Annotated in this window: 3 protein-coding genes; all 3 read right to left on the bottom strand. The window is 56.4% G+C overall.

From position 1 onward, the window contains the following. Positions 1-293: 293 nt before the first annotated feature. A complete protein-coding gene (locus KQP84_RS09150) occupies positions 294-2210 on the bottom strand; it encodes an Ig-like domain-containing protein (RefSeq protein WP_215846137.1) in 1917 nt (638 codons plus the stop codon). Between the two features lie 363 nt (positions 2211-2573). Beyond that, positions 2574-17720 carry an Ig-like domain-containing protein gene (locus KQP84_RS09145; protein ID WP_215846135.1) on the bottom strand — a complete coding sequence of 5049 codons (15147 nt, stop codon included), beginning with the start codon at positions 17718-17720 and terminating at the stop codon, positions 2574-2576. Beyond that, a complete protein-coding gene (locus tag KQP84_RS09140; RefSeq protein ID WP_215846133.1) occupies positions 17615-20809 on the bottom strand; it encodes an Ig-like domain-containing protein in 3195 nt (1064 codons plus the stop codon). The genes KQP84_RS09145 and KQP84_RS09140 overlap by 106 nt, the downstream gene beginning before the upstream one ends. Positions 20810-20862 lie beyond the last annotated feature (53 nt).

The following is a 20862-nucleotide window of genomic DNA, read 5'->3' as shown; positions in this document are numbered from 1 at the left end:
TTTTCTTATCGTCATTGTGTTTTCCCGGTGATTTAAGCGTACGAAAAGAACCCGCCGCGTACGGCGTAGTACTTGATTGAATACCTTTATTTTTTATGGTTCGAAAGCCAAACGCTAAGCGACCTTTAACATTAATAGATCAGAATACGCGCTTAGTCCTGCTAAAAATGGCTGAAATTGTTAATATTTTTGTTTTTAGCGCGATTTTTGAGCGATGTCTTTTCCATTAATCTATGCAGACAGGCTTACCAAACCTGTCTGCATAGTGGCGTTTACTTTATATAACAGCAGGTTCAGGCCATTATCTGCGCTGCACTGTGCTGCCATAAGTGATCGGCCAGGGTATAAGGCGAATCGGCAACCAAATTGCTGTCGATTGCTGTATGTGAGGCGGCTGCGGTGGCGGGTTCTGCGGTGGAGGTTGCGGCGGTTGACGTCACCGCCGCAGAGGTGCCAAATGCATCGATCACGTCATCCATCTTCAGCGTACTGAGCGTCGTTGCCGACGCGTCATGCGTATCCACCGTAACGTTCTGACTGGCACTGGCCACATTTCCCGCACTGTCTTTCGCCGTCACCTTCATCTCATATTGACCTTCATCCAACGGCGCCAGCTGACCTGCAAGAATAGTCAAAGCCCAGTTGCCGTCCGCCTTGACCGCCGCACTGTAACTTTGATCGCCCAGCGTTACCGTGACGATGCTGCCCTGATCAAGATGGCTGGAACTGCCTTGAATCAGATGCCAGGTATTCACATCAGCGGCATCAATGACGTTGTCATCAAACGGCGTGTTGAGCGTGAGCGTGGGTAAGTCATGTACCGCAACCTTGAAGAACTGATCCAGCGTTTGTGTATCGCTGTTGCCATAATCATCCCACCGATGAGCCGTTGCGGTGACGTCGCCATCCAACAACGCCATCAAATCATCCTTGGGAAGGGTGATCATCCCCTGCTCCGGCAAGTAGGTTTTGCCGTTTATTTCGAGTTCCTTAACACCTTCGATATAGAAAGTCAGGCCATGCTGCGCTTCTTCATAGTTCAGCGTCATATCACCGCCAATATTCATCTCGTAATAGATCGGCGTTAAAACAGTATGAATATTAAGGTTAAGTATGTCGTCGGTGTAATTGTTCGCCGCATCAATGGCATAAACGCGAACTTCGCCGCTTGAGATAAATTTGTCGACATCTGCCGCAGCAACCAGCACCTGCCAATGGCCATCTGCGCCGATCGTCGCGTGATGTTCAACGCCATCACCGCCTTTCAATACCAACGCCTGGCCCGCTGCCACCGTTGAAAGCGTGCCGCTGATCAACAGATCCTGTTTTGACTCAGCCAGGTTAATCACGTTGTCATCAGTGACTTTATCGAAATGGATTTTCGGCACGCTGCTCAAGTGAGTCAGCAGCGTTAAGTCGTGAGTCACCGTGCTGGATTTGCCGTTGGCATCAACAGCCGTGACTTTCAGACTGTAAACGCCATCCTGTAACGCTTGCAGATCGTCAGAGCTGAAGTGGCCGATCCATTGCCCGTTACTGCCCACCGCGCCGGTCACGGTTTTATCGCCTAGCGTCAGCTTGATGATTGAATTCGTCGCCATATGCGTGGCACTGCCGGTGATATCCACGCCGTAAACACCTTCTGTTATGCTTACCGCGTCATCACCGCTTATGGTGTCAACCGTGACCGTTGGCTTAATGGTTTTATCCACATAAAGTCCGAAGTCCACCGTGCTTTCGGTGCTGTTACCGGCTTTATCGGTGATAGTCAGCTTTAGGCTGTAGTTGCCATCTGGCAATCCTTTCAACGCTTCAGCCGGCATTGAGGCATTCCAGTAGCCCCATTTATTCACCGTGCTCTGCCAGCTTTGATCGTTAAACGTGAGGGTCACGGTTGATCCCGCTTCGCCCACCGCCTGACCGCGTAAATGCACCCGATTGTTGGCTTCCCAACCCGCAATGACGCCATCCATCGCGATCGGTTCGTAGGGACGCAGCGCGGCCGGTGCCTGCGTGTCTGCCGCGCTGACCGCCAGCGTATTCAGGCTAACCGCTGATGTTTGCCCCTCTGAATCTGAACTGGCGACCACACTGCTGGCACGCGCCACAGAAGTGGATGTTGGTGCGACATCAGGCAGGGCAAAATCGCTGACGGCAGCCTGAAAGATCGACTCTAGCCGAACAGCACGATAATCATCACGTTGGGACATAGGTAACCTCGATTCAAAAGAACATTAGCCGCAAGCCATCAGAGATATTGATATTTACTCGCGGACAGGATTAGGTTCAGGCCAGACGCATCGGCCCGTTTCCGCTGGTCGGAACGGGTTACCCGTAGGTAACAAGGATTAATGAATAAGTCTCAGCAGAAGAGAAAAGTAAAATACCAACGTCCGGTTTTATGCATCGCACAGCCTTGCACTGTGCAGTTGCACCTACCCTAATCTTTCATTCAATTGATGGATAGTGGCGAAAATCTGGAAAATTGATTATCACGAACCGCAAATAAAAAAATCAGCGAGCGCTCACACACTCGCTGATTCATCAGTACACCTTACCGTTACAACGCGGGCTTACACCACATGTACCTGCAAGTTGTGTTGCACTAACACATCGCCCAAGGTGTTATCGCTGCTCAGCGCCGAGTTGTGATAAACCTCGAAGGTTTGTCCCTCCACGGTGCGCTGTCCAGTGACTTCCCACACGCCGCCATTGGTATTTGCCAACATCACCTGACTGCCATCAGCCCCTTTGATCACCAAATCATCACTCTGCTTATCGGTAATATTAAGTGCTTCATTGAGATCGAGTTTCACCGCGTTGGTGCCGGTTGTACCCAAATCCAGCACTTCAATGTGCTCTACTTTCAGGCCCAACGAGGTAAGATCCAATGTCATATGATCGCCGTTGAGCACCAGGGTATCGGTGCCCGCACCGCCATCAATATGGGTGAAGTTCAGGGTGCTGACGTTAACCGTGTCATCACCTGCGCTACCCGTTACCGATGCGCCCTCTGCCGTGGTGCCGTCCGCCAGCGTGATCACCACACCACCGATGGTGTAACTGTGATCATCAGCAACCGCTGCCACGCCTGCGGTTGCCGTGGCATCCTGGGTTTCAGTGCTGCTGGTGGTCGAGGTATCGCTGGCAGTGTCCGCTTCCGTGACCAGGCTGGAAGCCGCCACTGCAGCCACTTTGGCGTTTGTCGTCGCTTCCGTGCTGGTTGACGCAGTTGAGTTGTGATCGGCAACGGCAGCAGCTGTCGCGGTGTCATCCACAGAAAGCGTGCTGAAAGCTGTTGTCGCAGCAGGCACCGCCAGCAACGATCCCAGCAGCAGCGTGACATTTGACGCTGAGGTATTGCCTGCCGCATCGGTGATTTTTATTTGCGCCGCAGTCAGCGCAGAAAGAACCAACCCACTTAACGACAATAACTGCCCGGAAGTGAACCTGGCGCTGTAGCGACCCAGTGCATCGGTGGTGGTGGTAACACTGACATTAGAAAGCCCGCCGGATGAATTGAGCAGCGTGACCTTCACGACTGAGCCCTGCGCTGCATATAACGATCCTCCGTTCACCGTAAATCCGGTTAGCAGCGAGGTCACTATGTTGAGCACCGGATCGGCTCCCACCAGCGGCGCATTATGCGACAAGGCATTAAAGGCGCTGTTAGTGGTGACGGTGTTGCCACCAATATCCCGTACGGTAACAACCATGTTCTGGCTGCCATCGGGAATCGCTTTCAAGATTTCTGACGGGACGCTGATGTTCCAGACACCGTTAGCCCCTATCGTGCCGGTTAACGTTGTGCTACCCAGCGTGACGCTCACTTGCCCACCCACCGCATTCGTGCTGGTGCCGCTAATGGTTTCCGCGACATTGGACTCAGCGATATTGAGGTAGCCATCCGTACCGAAGTAGCTGTTAAGCCCAACCGTTGGGGTGCTATGGCTGGCTACGCCCAATGTTGCTGTTCCACTGCCGCTGCTGCCCACGCTGTTGGTCACGCTGGCTGACACCGTGTAGGTTCCATCTGCAATCGCCGCAAGGTTAGCCGGCGATACCGACAAGCTCCAGGCACCACTGCCGTTAACTGTGGTGCTATACGTTTGTGATCCCACCGTAACGCGAATCACCGAGCCTTCCGCATTGGTGGCGGTACCACTGATGGTTTGCGTTGTTTTCACATCGACAACACTGAGCGCGTTATCACCAAACAGCGAGGTGATGGCAACGGTTGGGGCGACATGGCTAATCACGCTGAGATTGCCGCTGCCGTTTGCCACGTTGCCGTAAGCATCCGTGGCGGTGACGGCCACTGTTTTAGTGCCATCAGCGATCGCGGCAAGATCGGCTTTTGGCACGCTGATGCTCCAGCTACCACCACTGACCACTTTGGTGGTGTAGGTTACGCCGTTCAGCGTTGCGCTCACGGTTGAACCCGCAGCCAGATTGCTACTGGAGCCGCTGATGGTTTGGTTAGAGGCCAAATCGCCTGCACTCAACACGCCATCGCCAAACACCGTATTAAGGGTTAATGTCGGCTGGTTGCCTATTGCCAGCTGAACACCGGCAAGGGTGGTGGTGGTGTTACCTACGACATCAGTCACCGAGGCGCTGACGGTAAAGCTGCCGCCTAACAGTGTACTAAGCAGGTCTGGCGTTAACTGCGTCGAGAAGGTGCCATCATTGTTGACTGTTGCGGTAGCGCTAATACTGCCAATCGCCAGTCGTACCGTGCTACCACCCGCCACGCCCGTGACCGTACCACTCACGGTTTGTGTGACCAATGACTCCACAAGGTTGAGTACACCATCGCCAAACAGCGGATTCAGTACCACTTTCGGTAGGTTATGAATGCCTACAAGCGCGCCTGCCGTGGTGCTGGTGGTGTTGCCTGCGGTATCGGTGACGCTCACGCCCACCGTCAGGTTGCCATCCGCAATGCCTTGTAACAGTGTTGGCGAGAGCGAAACGCTAAAGTTACCGCTGGCATCGGTTAGTGTTGCATATTGCTGACCGCCGATGGAAACCACCACGCGCGATCCCGCTTCCGCCCCGCCAACAACGCCGCCAATCACCTGGCTCACCAGTGCATCTGCCACATTTAACAAACCATCGCCAAACAGCGGATTGACCGAGATGGTGGGCAAAATCGTATCAACGCGAATACCTGCGCTGGTTGAGGCAGTGTTGCCTGCCGCATCCGTCACGCTGGCCCCCACGGTGAGATTGCCTTGCGCCAGAGTAGAAAGAATGTCTGGCGTGACCGTCGCGCTAAAGGCTCCGCCGGTGCCGACTAGCGCCGTAACCTGGCTGTTGCCCACGTTCAGCGTCACCGTTGATCCGGCAGCGACGTTGTTTACCACACCGCTTATGGTCTGATTGGTCGCAATATCAACCAGATTCAGGATGCCATCACCAAACAGCGACGTCAGGCTGATGGACGGCTGCTGGGTAAAGATGCCGATGGTTGCGCTGCTGGACGCCACGTTACCCGCGACATCTGTCACGCTCACACCCAGTGACAAATCACCATTCAACAAGGAGGTCAGATCGCCCGTCGGCAGCGTGACGCTCCAGTTGCCGCCAGCCTGCACCGTCGTGGTATAACTGCGACTGCCGAAAGTCACGGTGACCTGCGAACCTTCCGCAGCGTTTTCAATGACGCCACCGATTAATTGGCCCGCCGCAGCTTCCGCAATATTCAGCAGGTTATCGCCACCAAACAGCCCGACGAGATTCCCCACCACGGGTACCGCATCAACAATGGCGGTGACCGTTTCACCTACGGTGCGACTGTTGCCAGCGGCATCGGTCAAGGTAACATCCAACGCTAACTGGCCATCAGTGAGCAGATCCAGCACGTTTGGCGGGACCACGATGGCCCATTTGCCATCCTGACCCACCGATGCAGTGAGCGAAGTGCCGCCCACGACCACGGAGACGATCGCTCCAACGCCAGCCGATTCTGCAGTACCGCTGATGATCTGTGCGACAGTGGTATCGACGGCACTCAAGGTTCCGTCGCCAAACACCGAGTCGACCACCAGATTCAGCGCTGCGTTGACCACTTTGTTAACGGTCAATGTGGCATCCGTTTGGTTGCCAGCGTCATCAGTGACACGCACGCCAAACACCAGCGCGCCTTCCGTCAGGCTGCCCAGCACCTGTGGCGAGAGATCCAGACTAAACGTGCCATCAGCAGCCACCACCGCCGAGGCAAGGGGCGCGCTGTCGCCAGCATAGAGATAAACGGTTTCGCCTTCTGCGCCAGGTGCTCTGCCGGTTAACACCTGCGTTGCCAGAATATCGGCGGCGTTGATCAGGTTGTCACCCAGGAACGCGTCCAGCTCAATCAGCGGTGCTGAGGTATCTACAGTGATAGCTTCGTTGGCATTGGTAACGTTACCTGCCGCATCGCTGAGCTGAGCGGTGATAGTTTGCGAACCGTCAGCCAGCGCCTGCATATCCGCTGCGGGAACATTGGTAGACCAGCTACCGTCACCCTGCACAATGGCGTTGTAGGTTTTGCCATTGAGCGTGACCACCACGGTGCGCCCCACTTCCGAAGTGGAAGCCGTCCCGCTGATGGATTGACGTACCTCGCTTTCATTGGCGTTGACCACGTTGTCAGTGGCGAAGTTGTTAATCGTCAACGTTGGCGGCGTAAGATCAACCACCACATTGCCGCCGGTAGTGACAGAACCGTTAGCGCCGCTGGCATTGACCGTTACCGCTACGTTTCCATCGCTATCGCCAAAAGCGGTGGCCGGCACGGAAGTGCTCCAGTTACCGCTGCCATCAATGGTTGTGGTGTAGGTTGTTGTGCCAATCACCACCTCAACCACGCCGCCCGCGCCCAGGTTTGCGGAGGTGCCAGTGATGGCTACCGATCCCTGCGCCTGATCAACCGTGCTGACAATGTTATCGCCAGAAACTGCACCCAGCGTTACCAATGGTCCCGGTGGCGGTGTGAGATCCACTGCATAGGTGACAGTTTCCGTCGCGGGGTTACCCGCCAGATCGCTAACGGTAAAGGTGACGGTGTTAGAACCTGAAGTGAAGGTTGCCAACTGCGCTGGCGTTAAAGTCAGGCTCCATGTGCCATCACTTCCTACCGTTGCCGTACCCAACGCCGTGCCGTTTAAGCTCACGGTTAGCACTGAACCCGTTTGCGCGCCCGTTGCCGAGCCACTCAGAACTTGTGGCTGGATACTTTCGGCATAATTCAGCGCATTGTCGCCAGCAAATGCATTAACGGTGATCGTCGGTGGCGTGGTATCGACCACCAAGGTATTGCTGATCGTCGCCGTATTGCCGTTAACGTCCGTTGCTGTCACCGAAACGGGATAACTGCCATCTGCAAAACCGGCCAGCTCTTCAGACGTGATGAGCACCGTCCAGCCGCCGTTTTCATCGACCGTTGCCGCATAGCTTTCATCGCCCATGGTGACAGTCACGGTCTGACCTGCTCCCGCTTTACCGGTGGTACCGCTCAGCGTGAAGTCTTCTGCGGCTTGAGCCGCATTAATGAAGCCATCATCAAACTGTGCGTCAACCGTTGGGCGCAGCGGGGTGAGATCGGAAGTAAAGGTAAACGGCGACGTCACGCTGTTACCTGCGGCATCAACTACCGTCACGTTCAGCGTATGGCTGCCATTGCCCAGCGAACTCAGCGCACCTGCCGGTATATTGACGTTCCACTCACCTTGCTCGCTCACGGTACCGGTATAACGCGTGCCGTTAACATCGACCGTGATACTCACTGCCTGATTGGCCCCGGTACTACCTGTGGTACCGGTTAGTGCCAGGCCATTGGCGGCCTCGCTGATGTTGAGCACGTTATCATCGCCAAACTGATTCGGCGCGAAGGTCGGTGCTGGAGCAGTGACAGCGGTAATTACATCCAGTGATGTCGTGTCGCTGTTGCCCGCAATGTCTGTCGCCGTAACGCTGATGGTGTGCGTGCCATTCGCCAGGGTTGCCAAATCGGCGGGGCTTAACGTCAATGTCCATGAGCCATCTTCAAGCACGGTGGCGTTGAATGGCTGGTCGTTATTCAGGCCCTCAATGGTCACGCCGACCGCCTGACCTGCGCCCGTGATACCCGTTGTTCCACTCAGCGTTTGCGCGGTTGCAGCTTCCGTCGCATCCAGCGCACCGTTACCAAAGGGCAGGTTCAGGGTCACGTCTGGCAAGGTGTTCACCACCACCTGCACCGAGCCGTCGATTGAGGCGGTATTCCCGACATTGTCGGTAACCGTTACCGTGACTGGCCAGGTGCCATCGGGCAGCGTTTGCAGCAACTCTGTGGGCAATTCCAGTGACCAGGTACCGTCACCATTAATCGTGGCGGGGTAAACTGTTCCGTTCAGGCTGACACTCACTGATGCTGCATTATCAATGTTGAGATTGCCGGTAAGGCTTCCATCTGCCGCGGCTTCGTCAGCGTTGATGCGTCCATCGCCAAACGGTGTATCGAGCGTGGGTTGAGCTATGGCGGTGATGGCCGAGGTAAAGTCTTGTGTTGCCTCGGACGTGTTGCCGGCACGGTCGGTAGTGACCACGGTGAGGGTGTGCGTTCCGTTACCCAGGCTGGCGATCAGCGTTGGCGGCAAGCTGGCTGTCCAGTTACCGTTAGCATCAACGGTGACTGTGAGTGGATTGCCATCCACATTCACCGTCACGGTTTGCCCATCACTGGCGTCGATGGTGCCGGTAATCAACTGTACCGTTCCCGCTTCCGTGCTGTTAATCACGTTATCGCCAAACTGTGTCTCGCCAATTGTTGGCAGCGCTGGCGGCGTCTGAAGAACTTCTACACTGGCAGACGCTTGTGCTGGGTTACCCGCTGCATCATTGGCCGTTACGGTAAGCTGAGTAATGCCATCAGCGACAGCGGTCAACGTATTGGCTGGCAGCGTCAGACTCCAGTTGCCATCTGCGCCAACCTGCGTGGTGAAACTGAGTTCGCCAATATCTACGGTGATTACCGTATTTTCAGCGAGTTCGCTGGAAGTGCCGCTCAGCGTTTGTTCAATACCCACATCGGCTTGACTGAGCAAGGCATCGCCAAACGGCAGCTCCAGCGTCAGTGTAGGCAGCGTATTAAAGGCCACGTTAAGATCAGCGGTATCGGTGGCGGTGTTGCCATCGGCATCCGTTACCGCAATGTTCAGGGTGGTTCCGCCATCCGCTAACTGTTGCAGATCGGCCGCAGGAATCGACAAACTCCAGCTGCCATTCTCTGCGGCTGTGGTGGTGTAAGTGATGCCATTGAGCGTCACTGAAACCGGAAGATTGGCTTCAGTGGTGCCGCTGACCACCAAATCCTGCAGCGACTCGGCAAGATTTAAGGTGTCACCTGCGCTGAGTGAAATACCACTCAAGGCGGGCAGATCGCTGTTCACCGTAACATCGTGGCTGATGTTTGCCGGGTTGCCCGCTTCATCATTCGCCGTAACCGTCAGGGTTAATGCCCCTTGCGGTAGATCAGCGACAACGTCAGCCGGCACTGAAATGCTCCAGTTTCCGTTTGCATCAATGGTGGTGCTGTAATCGATATCATTCAACGTGACAGTCACTTCCGTGCCTTGCAGCAGTAACGTACTGCCGCCGCTCAACACCAAGGTTTCTCCCGCCTCGCTGGCGTTGATCACATCATCACCTGCTACCACATTGACGCTGAGCGTGGGCTGAACAGCCTCGCTGGCAACCACCACAAAACTGCTGCTGCTGCTGGCTGGATTACCTGAACTGTCTGCGGCAGTCACCACGATAACCTGCTCACCATCCGCCAGCGCGCCAACATCTGCAGCGGGCACTGTCGCCGTCCAGTTACCATTCGCCTCGACTGTCCCGCTGTAGCTCTGACCATTCAGCGTGACAGTGACAAGTTGCCCTTCAGCCAGATTGGTGCTGGTGCCACTGATCGTCAGCGCCTCACCTGCCTCAACGCGATTGACGTAGTTATCATCACTGATCGCACCCACCGATAAGGTAGGAAGATCAACGGCATCGGCATCACGCGTCACGGTCTGGCTGATGTTGGTGGTGTTACCCGCCGCATCGGTCAGCGAGATCCCCACCGGGTAATCGCCATCCGTTAAGCCCTGTATTGCACTGGCCGGTAAATTCACGCTCCAGGTGCCATCTGAAAGCACCAGCGTTTGATAAGCCTGACCATTAAATGTCACGGTCACGGTTTGTCCGACATCCGCTAACGACGCGGTGCCGCTGATTGGAATTTCCTGCAAAACTTCAATCGAGTTAATGACGTTATCATCCGCGATGTCATTAACGGTCAGCGTTGGCGCAACGAAATCAACCGTCACGCTGCTTTCCAGGCTGCCTGTATTGCCGGCGGCATCCGCAACGTTAACCACAAGCGTCGTGATACCTTGATCAAGCCCTTGCAGCACGCTGCTCTCTAAGGTCAGCGTCCAGTTACCATTGGCATCCACTTCAGCAGGATAATCCGTTCCTCCGAGCGTTACCGTAACGGTTTGTCCTTCACCGGTAACGCCCGTCGTGCCGCTCAGCGTTTGGTTTTGCCCCGCCTCAGCCTGACTCAGATAACCCTCCGTAAACGGCGGTTCGATGCTGATCGCCAGCTCGCCAGTGGCAACATTGATCTCGCGCGTTTCAGTGAAACTGTTGCCTGCCGCATCGCTGACCGTGGCGGTCAACGTGTATGCACCAGCAGGCACACCCGCCAGCACACCGGCGGGCAGATCCAGGCTCCAGTTGCCATCGTTACCCACGGTGGTGGTCCAGACCTGATTATTCAAGGTAATGGTCACCGTTTGGCCCGTTGCATCGCTGTTACCGGTCAGGGTAATGACCTCAGCGCTTTCAGCCACATTGACGACGTTATCTCCCGCCACCGCGCCCAGGGTAAGGGTGGGTGGTGTGAGATCAATATCGACGCTGCCGTTTACCGCGCTGGTGTTCCCTGCTGCATCACTTACCGTGACAACATAATCCGTGGTGCCTTCGTCCAGTGCATCCAGCGCCTCAGCAGGAAGCGTGATGCTCCAGTTGCCGTTGCCATCGACCGTACCGCTGTAGTCAGAGCCGTTTAATGTCACGCTGACCGCTTGACCATCGCCCGTCACGCCAGTTGAGCCGCTCAGGGTTTGCGCAGAGCCGACATCCGTGGCATTCAGCGTACCGCCACCCAATTGCGTGGTTATGGCTGCATCAGGCAAGTTATTGATGATCACATTCAGCGTGGCGGTGCTGCTGAGGGTTGCGCCCGTTGAGTCTGCTGCTGTCACCGTCAGGGTCTGTGGTCCATCCGGCAGGTTTGCCAGCGCCTCGGCAGGCACAATAATATTCCAGGTTCCTGTCGCAGAGACCACGCCACTGTAGCCCACGTTGTTCAGCAACAGCGTGACGATGCCGCCTTCACCGACGTTGGCCGAGGTGCCCGTCACAATCAACGGATCCGCGCTTTCATTCAGATTCAGATAGTTATCACCGCTTAGCGCATCCAGCGACAGGCCAGATGCCGTGCTGTTAGCGGTAATCGTCACATTACCCGATGCCACGTTGCCCGCCACATCACTGACGGCCACTGTATAAGTTGCCGTGCCATCGGCTAACGCCGTCAGCACACCGGAAGGGACAGTCAGGCTCCAGTCGCCACTCGCTTGCACAACGCCAGTAAAGGGTTGACCGCCAATCGTCAACGTCACGATCTGGCCCGCCTCTACGTTCGTGGTGGTTCCTGAAAGGATTTGATCGGTTTGTCGTTCTGCGCCATCCACCGTGTTGTCACCGGCAAACGGATTCAGGGCCAACGTCGGTAGGCTGGCAGCATCGGCTTTCACCGTTAAGCTGCTGACTTCAGTGGTGACATTACCTGCCGCATTGCTGGCCGTGACGGTCAGCGGATAGCTACCGTTGACTACTCCGGCAAACGCTTCTGCCGGTACAGGCAGTGTCCAGTTGCCGTCTGCATCGGCGTTAACGCTGTAAGTGGTGCCATTGAAGGTGGCTGAAATCAGCGCATTGCCTTCACTGGTGCCGGTGAGATTCAGCGGCTGCGTGACTTCAGTGGCATTGAGGATGCCGTCGCCCGCTGGCTCATTCAGGGTTAACGCTGGCGGCAGCGTATTGACTTCAAAAGTGCCTTGGGCGCTACTGCTGTTGCCAGCAATATCGGTCACGGTGACGCTGTATGGCGTGCTGCCATTGGGCAGCGCTGCCAACACTTCGGCCGGGATCGAAACCTGCCAGGCGCCTGTTGCGTCAGCCAGCCCACTGTAATCCACGCCATTCAGGGAAATAGTCACTACCTGGCCCGGATTGCCGACGCCGGTTGTGCCGCTGATCGCCCCGTTAGCAGCGGCTTCATCTGCATTGAGAATGCCATCGCCAAACGCCACACCTGCGGTAGCTGGTGGCGTGGTGGTTAGAACGTTCAGCGTGTCAGTTTGTGAGGCCAATGTCAGGCCGTTAGCATCGGTGACGGTGGTGGTCACAGTCAGCGCACCCTCCGCAACGTCGCTGAAGGTGCCCGCAGGCAGTGTCAGTGTCCAGTTTCCCTCTGCGCCGACCGTGGTGGAATAATCCGCCCCGTTTACGTTCACCGTAACGATGCTGCCCGCCGCAATGTTGCTGGTGCTACCGCCAAAGGTAACCTCACCGCCAACTTCAGCGGCATTGAGATAGTTATCGCCGCTCACCGGTGCCAAAGCCACGCCACCCACGCTGCTATCAACAGTGAATGTCGCTTCACCGCTGCTGGTATTGCCCACGGCGTTGATCACATTCACTGTCAGTGTTTGGCTACCGTCAGCCAGCGTTGCCAACGCCGCCGGAGGTAGAATAATGCTCCATTCACCGTTTGCGCCCACTACGCCGGTGTAGGTTGTACCCTCCAGCGTGACGGAAACCTGCTGGCCTTGTTCAACATTGGTGGTTGAACCACTCAGCGTTTGCGGTTGCTGCTGTTCTGCGGCGTTTAAGATGCCATCACCGGCGAAGCCTGCGCTATCAACCGTAATGGTCGGCAGCACCAGTGGATCGGTCGCCACATTCAGGTCGCTGGTGACCGTTGTTTGGTTGCCCTGTGCATCCGTAAGGGTAATCATCAGGGGATTCGTACCCGGCGGCAGTGCTTGTAGATCGGTGGGTGCAATTTGCAACGACCACAATCCATTCACACCCACCTGCGTACGGTAAAACTTACCGTTCAGGTTCACACTCACCTGATCGCCGTTTTGACCCGATCCGCTGATAGTCAGCGGTTGCGTCAGATCGTTGGTGTTAAGGTTGTAATCGCCGCTAACCGGGTTGACGACCAATGGCGGAGCGCTGGTATCAACCGTCAGATTACGGGTCTCGCTCGCGGTATTGCCCGCAGCATCGCTGACGATCACCGTAATGGGATAGTTACCATTAGTGAGGCCCGCCAGGTTGCTGGCAGGAATATCCAGCGCCCACTGACCGTTTTCATCTACCGTGCCGGTATACGTCACATTATCCAGCGTCAGACTGACGTTATCGCCGGCGCTGCCGCTGCCGGTGAAGGTGACACCATTTGCCTGTTCGCTGGCGTTAAGAACGCCATCGCCAGCTGGCGAATTAAAGACGAAAGTCGGCGCAGTGGTATCAATAGTCAGTGCGGAAGAGGTGGTGCCGCTATTGCCGTTCGCTGTCGTCACCGTGACGTTCAGATCGTAGCGACCCTCCGCCAGCGCTTGCAGATCGGCGGCTGGCAAGGTGGCCACCCAACTGCCATCCTGCGCCACCGTGGCGGCGTAAGTTTCGCCGTTCAGTTCCACACTGACGCTGCTGCCAGGTGCGGCACTGCCGCGCACCAGCACATCATTTTCTGCTTCAGCCGCATTAATGATGCCGTCTCCAGCAACAGGGTTGATGGTTGCTGTTGGCGTACCGGTGTCAACCGTGATCGGCACGGTGGTGCTGGTGGCATTGCCAGCCGCATCACTGACCGTAACGATAATCGTGTTAGCACCTTGTCCCAGCCCCTGTAACGCGCTCGGTGGGATGTTAACGCTCCAGTTCCCCTGCGGGTCCACCGTGGTGGGATAGCTATTATCCCCCACCGTGACGGTGACGGTTTGCCCTGCCGCTGCGGTGCCGCTCAGGGTTTGAGGGACATTCACTTCGTTGCTGTTTAACACGCCGTCATCAAACGGCGTTTCAACAACGGGTGCGGCTAATGGCGTGGTCGCAATCAGCACGGTTTGCGTCACCTCTACGCCGCCCGCGGTGACTGTAATAGTCTGATTGCCCTGATCCAACTCACTGGCAATCGCCGCCGGTACGGTGATCGACCAGCCGCCGCTTTCATCCAGCGCACTGGAATAGCTCACGCCGCCGACATTAACGGTGACGATAGTCTCTGCGGGCAGATTCGCCGAACTGCCGCTGATGATCAGATCGCTGGCCGATTCGGCGGCATTGTAGGCGTTGTCTTCACTGATGGGCGCAATCGCCAGCACCGGATCGGCGGTGGTAACGACTGAAAGTTCGCCATTGCCAGTGGCCTGATTGCCTGCTGCATCAGTAATGGTAACGGTATAAGCTTTGGTACCAACGCCGCCCAGCGAACCGGCTGGCAGCGTGACGCTCCAGCTTCCGCCAGGCTGAACGACGCCATCATAAGTTTGCCCGTTAATTGAGAGCAGTACCGGCTGTCCCGCGGGTACGTTTGTTGTACCCGTAATCAATACATCGCTGAGTTGCTCGGCGCGATCGATAACATCATCACCCGTTACCGGCGCAATGGTTAAGGTACGTGCGGTTTCTGCTACTACGGTGACATCCGAGACCACGGTGGTGCTGTTGCCATATTGATCATCGATGGTGACGGTCACGGGATAGATACCATCACCCAACTGGCTGACAGCTTCTGCCGGTACGGTCACCGACCAGTTACCATCATTGCCAACGGTGGTGGTGTAGGTGTCACCGTTAAACACCACCGAGACATTATTGCCTGGCGTGCCGCCTGCGCCATTCAGTTCTAAATCTTGGGTGTGTTCACCAATATTGATGTAGCCATCGCTGGCAGGCTGCGTCACTGTGGCTGGCGGTGGCGTAGTCGCAAACTCCAGCGTATCAGTAACCGTTGTGGTGTTGCCGTTGGCATCGGTTGCCGTGACGGCAACCGATTGTGGCCCGTTAGGCACTTGCGCCACATCCGCCGCAGGCACACTGACGCTCCAGCTGCCGTTATCGCCCACAACCGTGCTATAGGTTTGACCGTTCAGACTCACGGTAATGGTGTCGCCGCTGCTACCGACGCCGGTCACGATTAACGGCTGCTGAGCCTCTCCCGCATTGATGACACCATCACCGCCCAAATCACCCACCGTCAGCGGTGGTGGCGTCGTCGCCACGTTCAATGTGGTGTCTTGCGTGGTGCTATTCCCCACGGCATTCGTAATTGTCACGCTAACCGGATAAGAAGGATCGGTGAGCGCGGCAAGATCGGCTGTGGGTACAGAGGTGTTCCACTGACCATTATCCGCGACAATCGCGGTATAACTTTGGCCATTGAGCGTAACGGTCACGCTGTCGCCCGGTGAACCGGTGCCGCTGAGAATCAGCGGCTCTGACAAATCATTGGCACCCAGAATGCCGTCCCCGCCAGGCGCATTGATGCTGCCTGCTGGGGCGAGCGTATCCACGGTCAGCGTTTGTGACTGGCTGATTACGTTACCAATGGCATCGCTTACGGTAACGGTCAGGGTATAACTGCTGCCGTCTGACAGCGTTTGCAACGCTTCAGCCGGCACGTTTACCGTCCAGTTGCCATCGTTGCCTACCACCGCGCTATAGTTTGCGCCGTTAAGCGACACCGTCACCACGTCACCCGGCGCAGAGCCTGAACCGGTAAGCGGCAGGCCGCTGGCTATTTCCTCACTGTTTAATACCCCATCATCACCCGCGACAGGGCCAAGATTTAGCACCGGTAACAGGCTGTCCACAGTGAAATTGATGATTTCGCTGTTGCTGTTGTTCGCGGCATCCGTAACAGTAACCGTCAGGCTATTAGGGCCCTGAGCCAGCAAAGCGAGATCGGTTGCAGGCAGCGAAAGGCTCCAGGAACCGTCCGCATTCACTACGCTGCTGTAAATTTTTCCATTGAGTTCGACTTCAACCCGCTGTCCTGCACTGGGCAAACCCGTCGTGCCGCTAAGAATTTGATCGCTACCGACTTCGGCATCGCTTAGCACACCGTCACTGAAGGCGGTTTCATCCAGATTAACTTGCGGTTGAGCAGTAACGGCAACCGTTAATCCAGCCTGATCGCTGACCACTGCGCCGTTAGCATCCGTCACGCTGGCGATAACCTGCTGCAGCCCATCAGCAATATTTGCAAAGGCGGTAGACGGCACGGTAATGGACCAACTTCCGTTAGCCGCTACGCTGCCGCTGTAGTTCACATTATTGAAGCTCACCGTTACCAGCTGGCCTTCCGCCACGCCAACAGCCGTTCCGGTGATGATCAGATCTTGCGTGGCGTCGTCAGCGTTCAGATAGCCATCGCTGCTTAAGGGTTCGCTGATGGTGATGATGCCCGGCAGACCTTCAGCTGGGGCAACACTAAAGTCGTGGCTGCTGGTGGCGGTTGCGCCAGCAACGTTGGTGACGCTCACATCAACCGTTGCCGTGCCCGCGGCCAGTGCAATTAAGTCAGCCGTTGGCACGCTGGTGCTCCAGTTACCTTCAGCATCAACCTGTGCGCTGTAAGTTTGTCCGTTGAGCGTAAGCGTAACTACCTGTCCTTCTTCGACATTGGTGGTCGATCCAGAGAGCGTTTGGTCGGTGGCTTTTTCGCTGTTATCCAGCAGATCATCGTTAGCAAAGATGTTAACGCTGATAGTCGGTTCAGCTGGCGTGCCCGGACCGGTATCGACGGTAAAGTTCAGGGTTTCAACATTGGTGTTATTGGCTGCGTCGCGGGCAGTAATGGTGACGGTGCTCGCGCCCTGTGGCAGCGCCTGCAAATCTGCTGCTGGCAGCGTTAGCGTCCAGCTTCCATCTTCACTCACGGTAGCGGAGTAATCGGTACCGCCTACATTCACCGTTACCGTCTGGCCTGCGCCGGTTGCGCCAGTACTGCCGCTGAGATTGAGGTCGCTGGCAGCATCCGTGGCGTCCAGCGTGCCATCGGTCAGTACTGATGTGCCTACGCTGACATCTGGAATGTTCTCTACGACAACATTGAGCGTTGCACTGCTGCTGGCTGGATTACCGTTGCTGTCCGTTGCGCTGATTTGCAGGGTTTGGATGCCATCTTGCAAGCCGGTCAGCGCGTCAGCAGGGACGGTGACACTCCAGTTACCTTGCGCGTCAACCGTACCGCTGTAATCCGTACCGTTGAAATTAACCGTGATAACGGCGCCTTCTGCCACATTCTCTGCCTGCCCGGTAATTTGCAGCGGGCTGGCGGTTTCTTCCGCATTCAAATAGCCGTCATCACTGATCGGATTCACCGTTAATACGCCATCCGGCGCTTCGACAGTGAAAGTCCGTGACGCGGTTGCAGTGCCCTGAGCACTGGCTACAGAAACGCCAAGTGTGGCACTGCCTGCTGCCAGCGAGGCGAGCGCCTCAGCCGGAATGCTCACGCTCCAACTGCCATTGCCAGAGACCGTGGCGCTCCAGCTTTGGCCGTCCAGGCTAACGGTGACAACTGCACCTTGCTCAACGTTTTCAGTGGTACCGGACAACGTCTGGCTGCTGCTTTTTCGCCCACATCCAGCACATCATCACCGGCGAAGGCGTTCACTGTAATGGTTGGTTCGGCTGTGACTGGCAGCGTAACGGTGAAGTTGTAATCACTGGAGGCCGTCTCACCTGCCACATTGGTGACACTGACCGAAGCGGTGTTAGTGCCTTCCGCTAACGTGCCAAGGGTAGCGGCTGGCAGAGTCACGCGCCAACTGCCATCTGCGGCAACGGTGCTGGTGAACGATTCACCGCCCAGCGTGACCGTAACGATTTGACCCGCTTCAATGTTGGTGGTGTTGCCGCTCAGAGTTTGATCGCTGCCCTGCTCGATGCCGTCCAGCACGCCGTCGTCAGTAAAAGCATTCACGCTAAGGGTCGGCAACGGGGCATTTACAGTGACGTCATGGGTAACTGTGGCAACATCTCCTGCCGCGTTGCTCACGCTGACAGCGAAACTCGCAGTGCCGGTTGCCAATGCAGTCAGCGCAGAAGAAGGAACGTTAATGCTCCATGCGCCGTCACTTTCCACCGTGCCGCTGTAGCTTTGCCCGTTGAGCGTCAGCGTGACCACTTGCCCGGCTTCGACGTCAGTGGTAGTACCGCTTACGGTTTGATCGCTGCCCTTTTCGCTGTTATCCAGCACATCATCGCCGGTGAAAGCATCAACGCTAATAACCGGATCGCCTGGCTGTGGCTCAGGCGCAGCAACCGTGTAATTAATTTGTTGCGTGGCTTCGGTGCCAGAATTATTGGTGACGATGACCACCAGCGATGCAGCGCCCGGCGCTACATCGGCCAAGACACCATCAGGCAGCGCAATGCTCCAACTGCCATCCGGCCCAACGATGCCCGTGTAATTATTGCCGTTGAACGTCACTGACACGGTATTTCCCGCTTCTACGCCCGTGGTTGTCCCACTCAACGTCAGCGGGCCAGCCGCTTCAGTGGCATCAAGCACACCATCGCCAGCAAACACTGCCGCCGCAATCGTCGGCGGTCCCGCTTCTACTGTGACGTCCACCGTTCCGGTGGCGGTGCCGCCAGACGCATTCGAGACACTCACGGCCAGCGTCAACTCTCCCGCTGCCAGCGACTGCAACAGCGCAGGCGGTAACGTAATACTCCAGTTACCCTCCGCGCCAACGGCAGCGCTATAAACCTGGCCGTTCAACGTTAAGGTGACAAACTGACCTTCCTCAACATTGGTGGTCGTACCGCTGAGAACTTGCCCAAGACCTTTTTCCGTTTCATCGAGAACGTTGTCACCGGCGAAGTTATCCAGTGTGATGGTCGGTTCCGTTACGGCTGGCGTGCCGACCAGGAAGTTGTAATCTTCGCTAACCACGGTTCCGTTCGCGGTGGTCACGCTGATAGTCAGCGTGGCATTACCCGCAGCCAGCGCAGCCAATGCGTCAGCCGGAAGCACCACGCTCCAGCTGCCGTCTTCAGCCACCAAGGCGGTATAATTTGTGCCATTGAGCGTAACGGTAACTGTCTGACCCGCTTCGATATTGGTGGTAGAACCGCTCAGTGTTTGTGCAATCTCTTTTTCACCCGGATCGAGTACGCCATCGCCAAAAGGTGTGGTGAGTGTAACGCCAGGCTCCGCAGGGATTCCTGGCGCTTCCACAGAAACTTCGCGCGTTTCTGTCACTACAATCCCTGCGGCGTTGCTTACCGTCGCGGTGATCGTGACTGAACCTGCAGCCAGTGCTGACAAAACCTCAGGCGGGATAGTGACACTCCAACTACCATTGGCGTTAACCGTGGCGGAGAAGGTTTGCTCGCCAAGGGTGATCGTCACCACTCGACCCGCTTCAACATCGCTGGTTGTGCCAGAAAGTGTTTGCGCTGTGCCCTTCTCGCTGTTGTCCAGGATATCGTCGCCCGCAAACAGAGCAATGTTAATCACCGGTGAATCAGGCTCACTGTCCACACCATTCACTGTGATATTGAGACTGCTCTCAGCTGGCGTACCGGCTGCATTATTAACCGTAACGCTAATCACATTCGCGCCGTTTGCCAGCGCTGCCAGCGCCGTAGCGGGAACGCCTACGCTCCAGCTGCCATTTGCGCCCACCGTCGCGCTGTAACTTTGTCCGCCCAACGTGATAGTCACCAGCTGGCCCGCCTCCACGTTAGAGGTGGTGCCGCTAATGGTTTGTGTTGCCGTCTTTTCAGCGTTATCCAGCACGTTGTCACCCGCAAATGGATTGATGCTGATGACTGGCGTGCCGGGTTCGGTCACAGGCGGCGCTTCCACTGTGATCGCCAGATCGCTGGTTGCTACGGTGCCCGCCGCGTTGTTAACGGAAACGCTGATGCTGGTGTTACCCGCGGCTAATGCAGCTAACGCATCGGCAGGTACGTTGATGCTCCAGCTGCCATCCGCACCGACCGTGGCGCTGTAGTTCTGACCGCCCAGCGTGATGGTGACCAGCTGGCCCGCCTCCACGTTAGTGGTGTTACCGCTGAGGGTTTGCGTCGCGGTTTTTTCCGCGTTATCCAGCACATTGTCACCGGCAAAGGGATTGATGCTGATAGTCGGGGTGCCTGGCGCAGGGTTGTCTGTGCCGCCGTCATTGCCACCACCGCCGCCACCGCCACCACCACCGCCCGCTGCGCCGATGGCGATACCCGCCAGACCCAGCACACCTAAACCGCCGGCGGTTAAGACACCCGCTGAGATATTGGCATTTTCAGCCAGCAGCAGCGGATCCACGCTGTTGAGAGATTCATAGGTAGGTGTAACTGACGCAGCGGCCAGGTCTGTGCCTTCCGCTGTGGTGGGAAACAGCGCGTGTTCCGGGGGATTTACGCCATCATCAAAAACCAGTTCGCTGTGTTCGCCTTCGACATCGTCAAAGAAAAATTTCTGATAGCGTACGGTGCTGCCGTCGCGCATATGCAGAATAAGATCGTCACCCTGACGTTCGTATTGAACCACCATGGCGCGCGTGCCGTTGATGCGCACTATGCTGGGTTCTGCGAGGTTAATTGTTTGAGTTAAACCGCCGTTGGACTGAGAGATCAGTGTGCCGTTTTCACGAGAAATGATATCGACTCGGCCTTGAGTGAGTTCTGCCATGTTGTAACCCCTACTCCACCAGATTAGCTAATATACTGAATTCAAAATCATAA

Origin of the sequence: Candidatus Pantoea bituminis (assembly GCF_018842675.1) — a bacterium.
Classification (GTDB): Bacteria; Pseudomonadota; Gammaproteobacteria; order Enterobacterales; family Enterobacteriaceae; genus Pantoea; species Pantoea phytostimulans.
This window is presented reverse-complemented; position numbering and strand designations above follow the sequence as displayed.

What these genes read in the sequence shown, in the direction of transcription:
- KQP84_RS09150 (WP_215846137.1), bottom strand. Translation starts at nt 2,210, where the DNA reads ATGTCCCAACGTGATGATTATCGTGCTGTTCGGCTAGAGTCGATCTTT.
- KQP84_RS09140 (WP_215846133.1), bottom strand. Translation starts at nt 20,809, where the DNA reads ATGGCAGAACTCACTCAAGGCCGAGTCGATATCATTTCTCGTGAAAAC.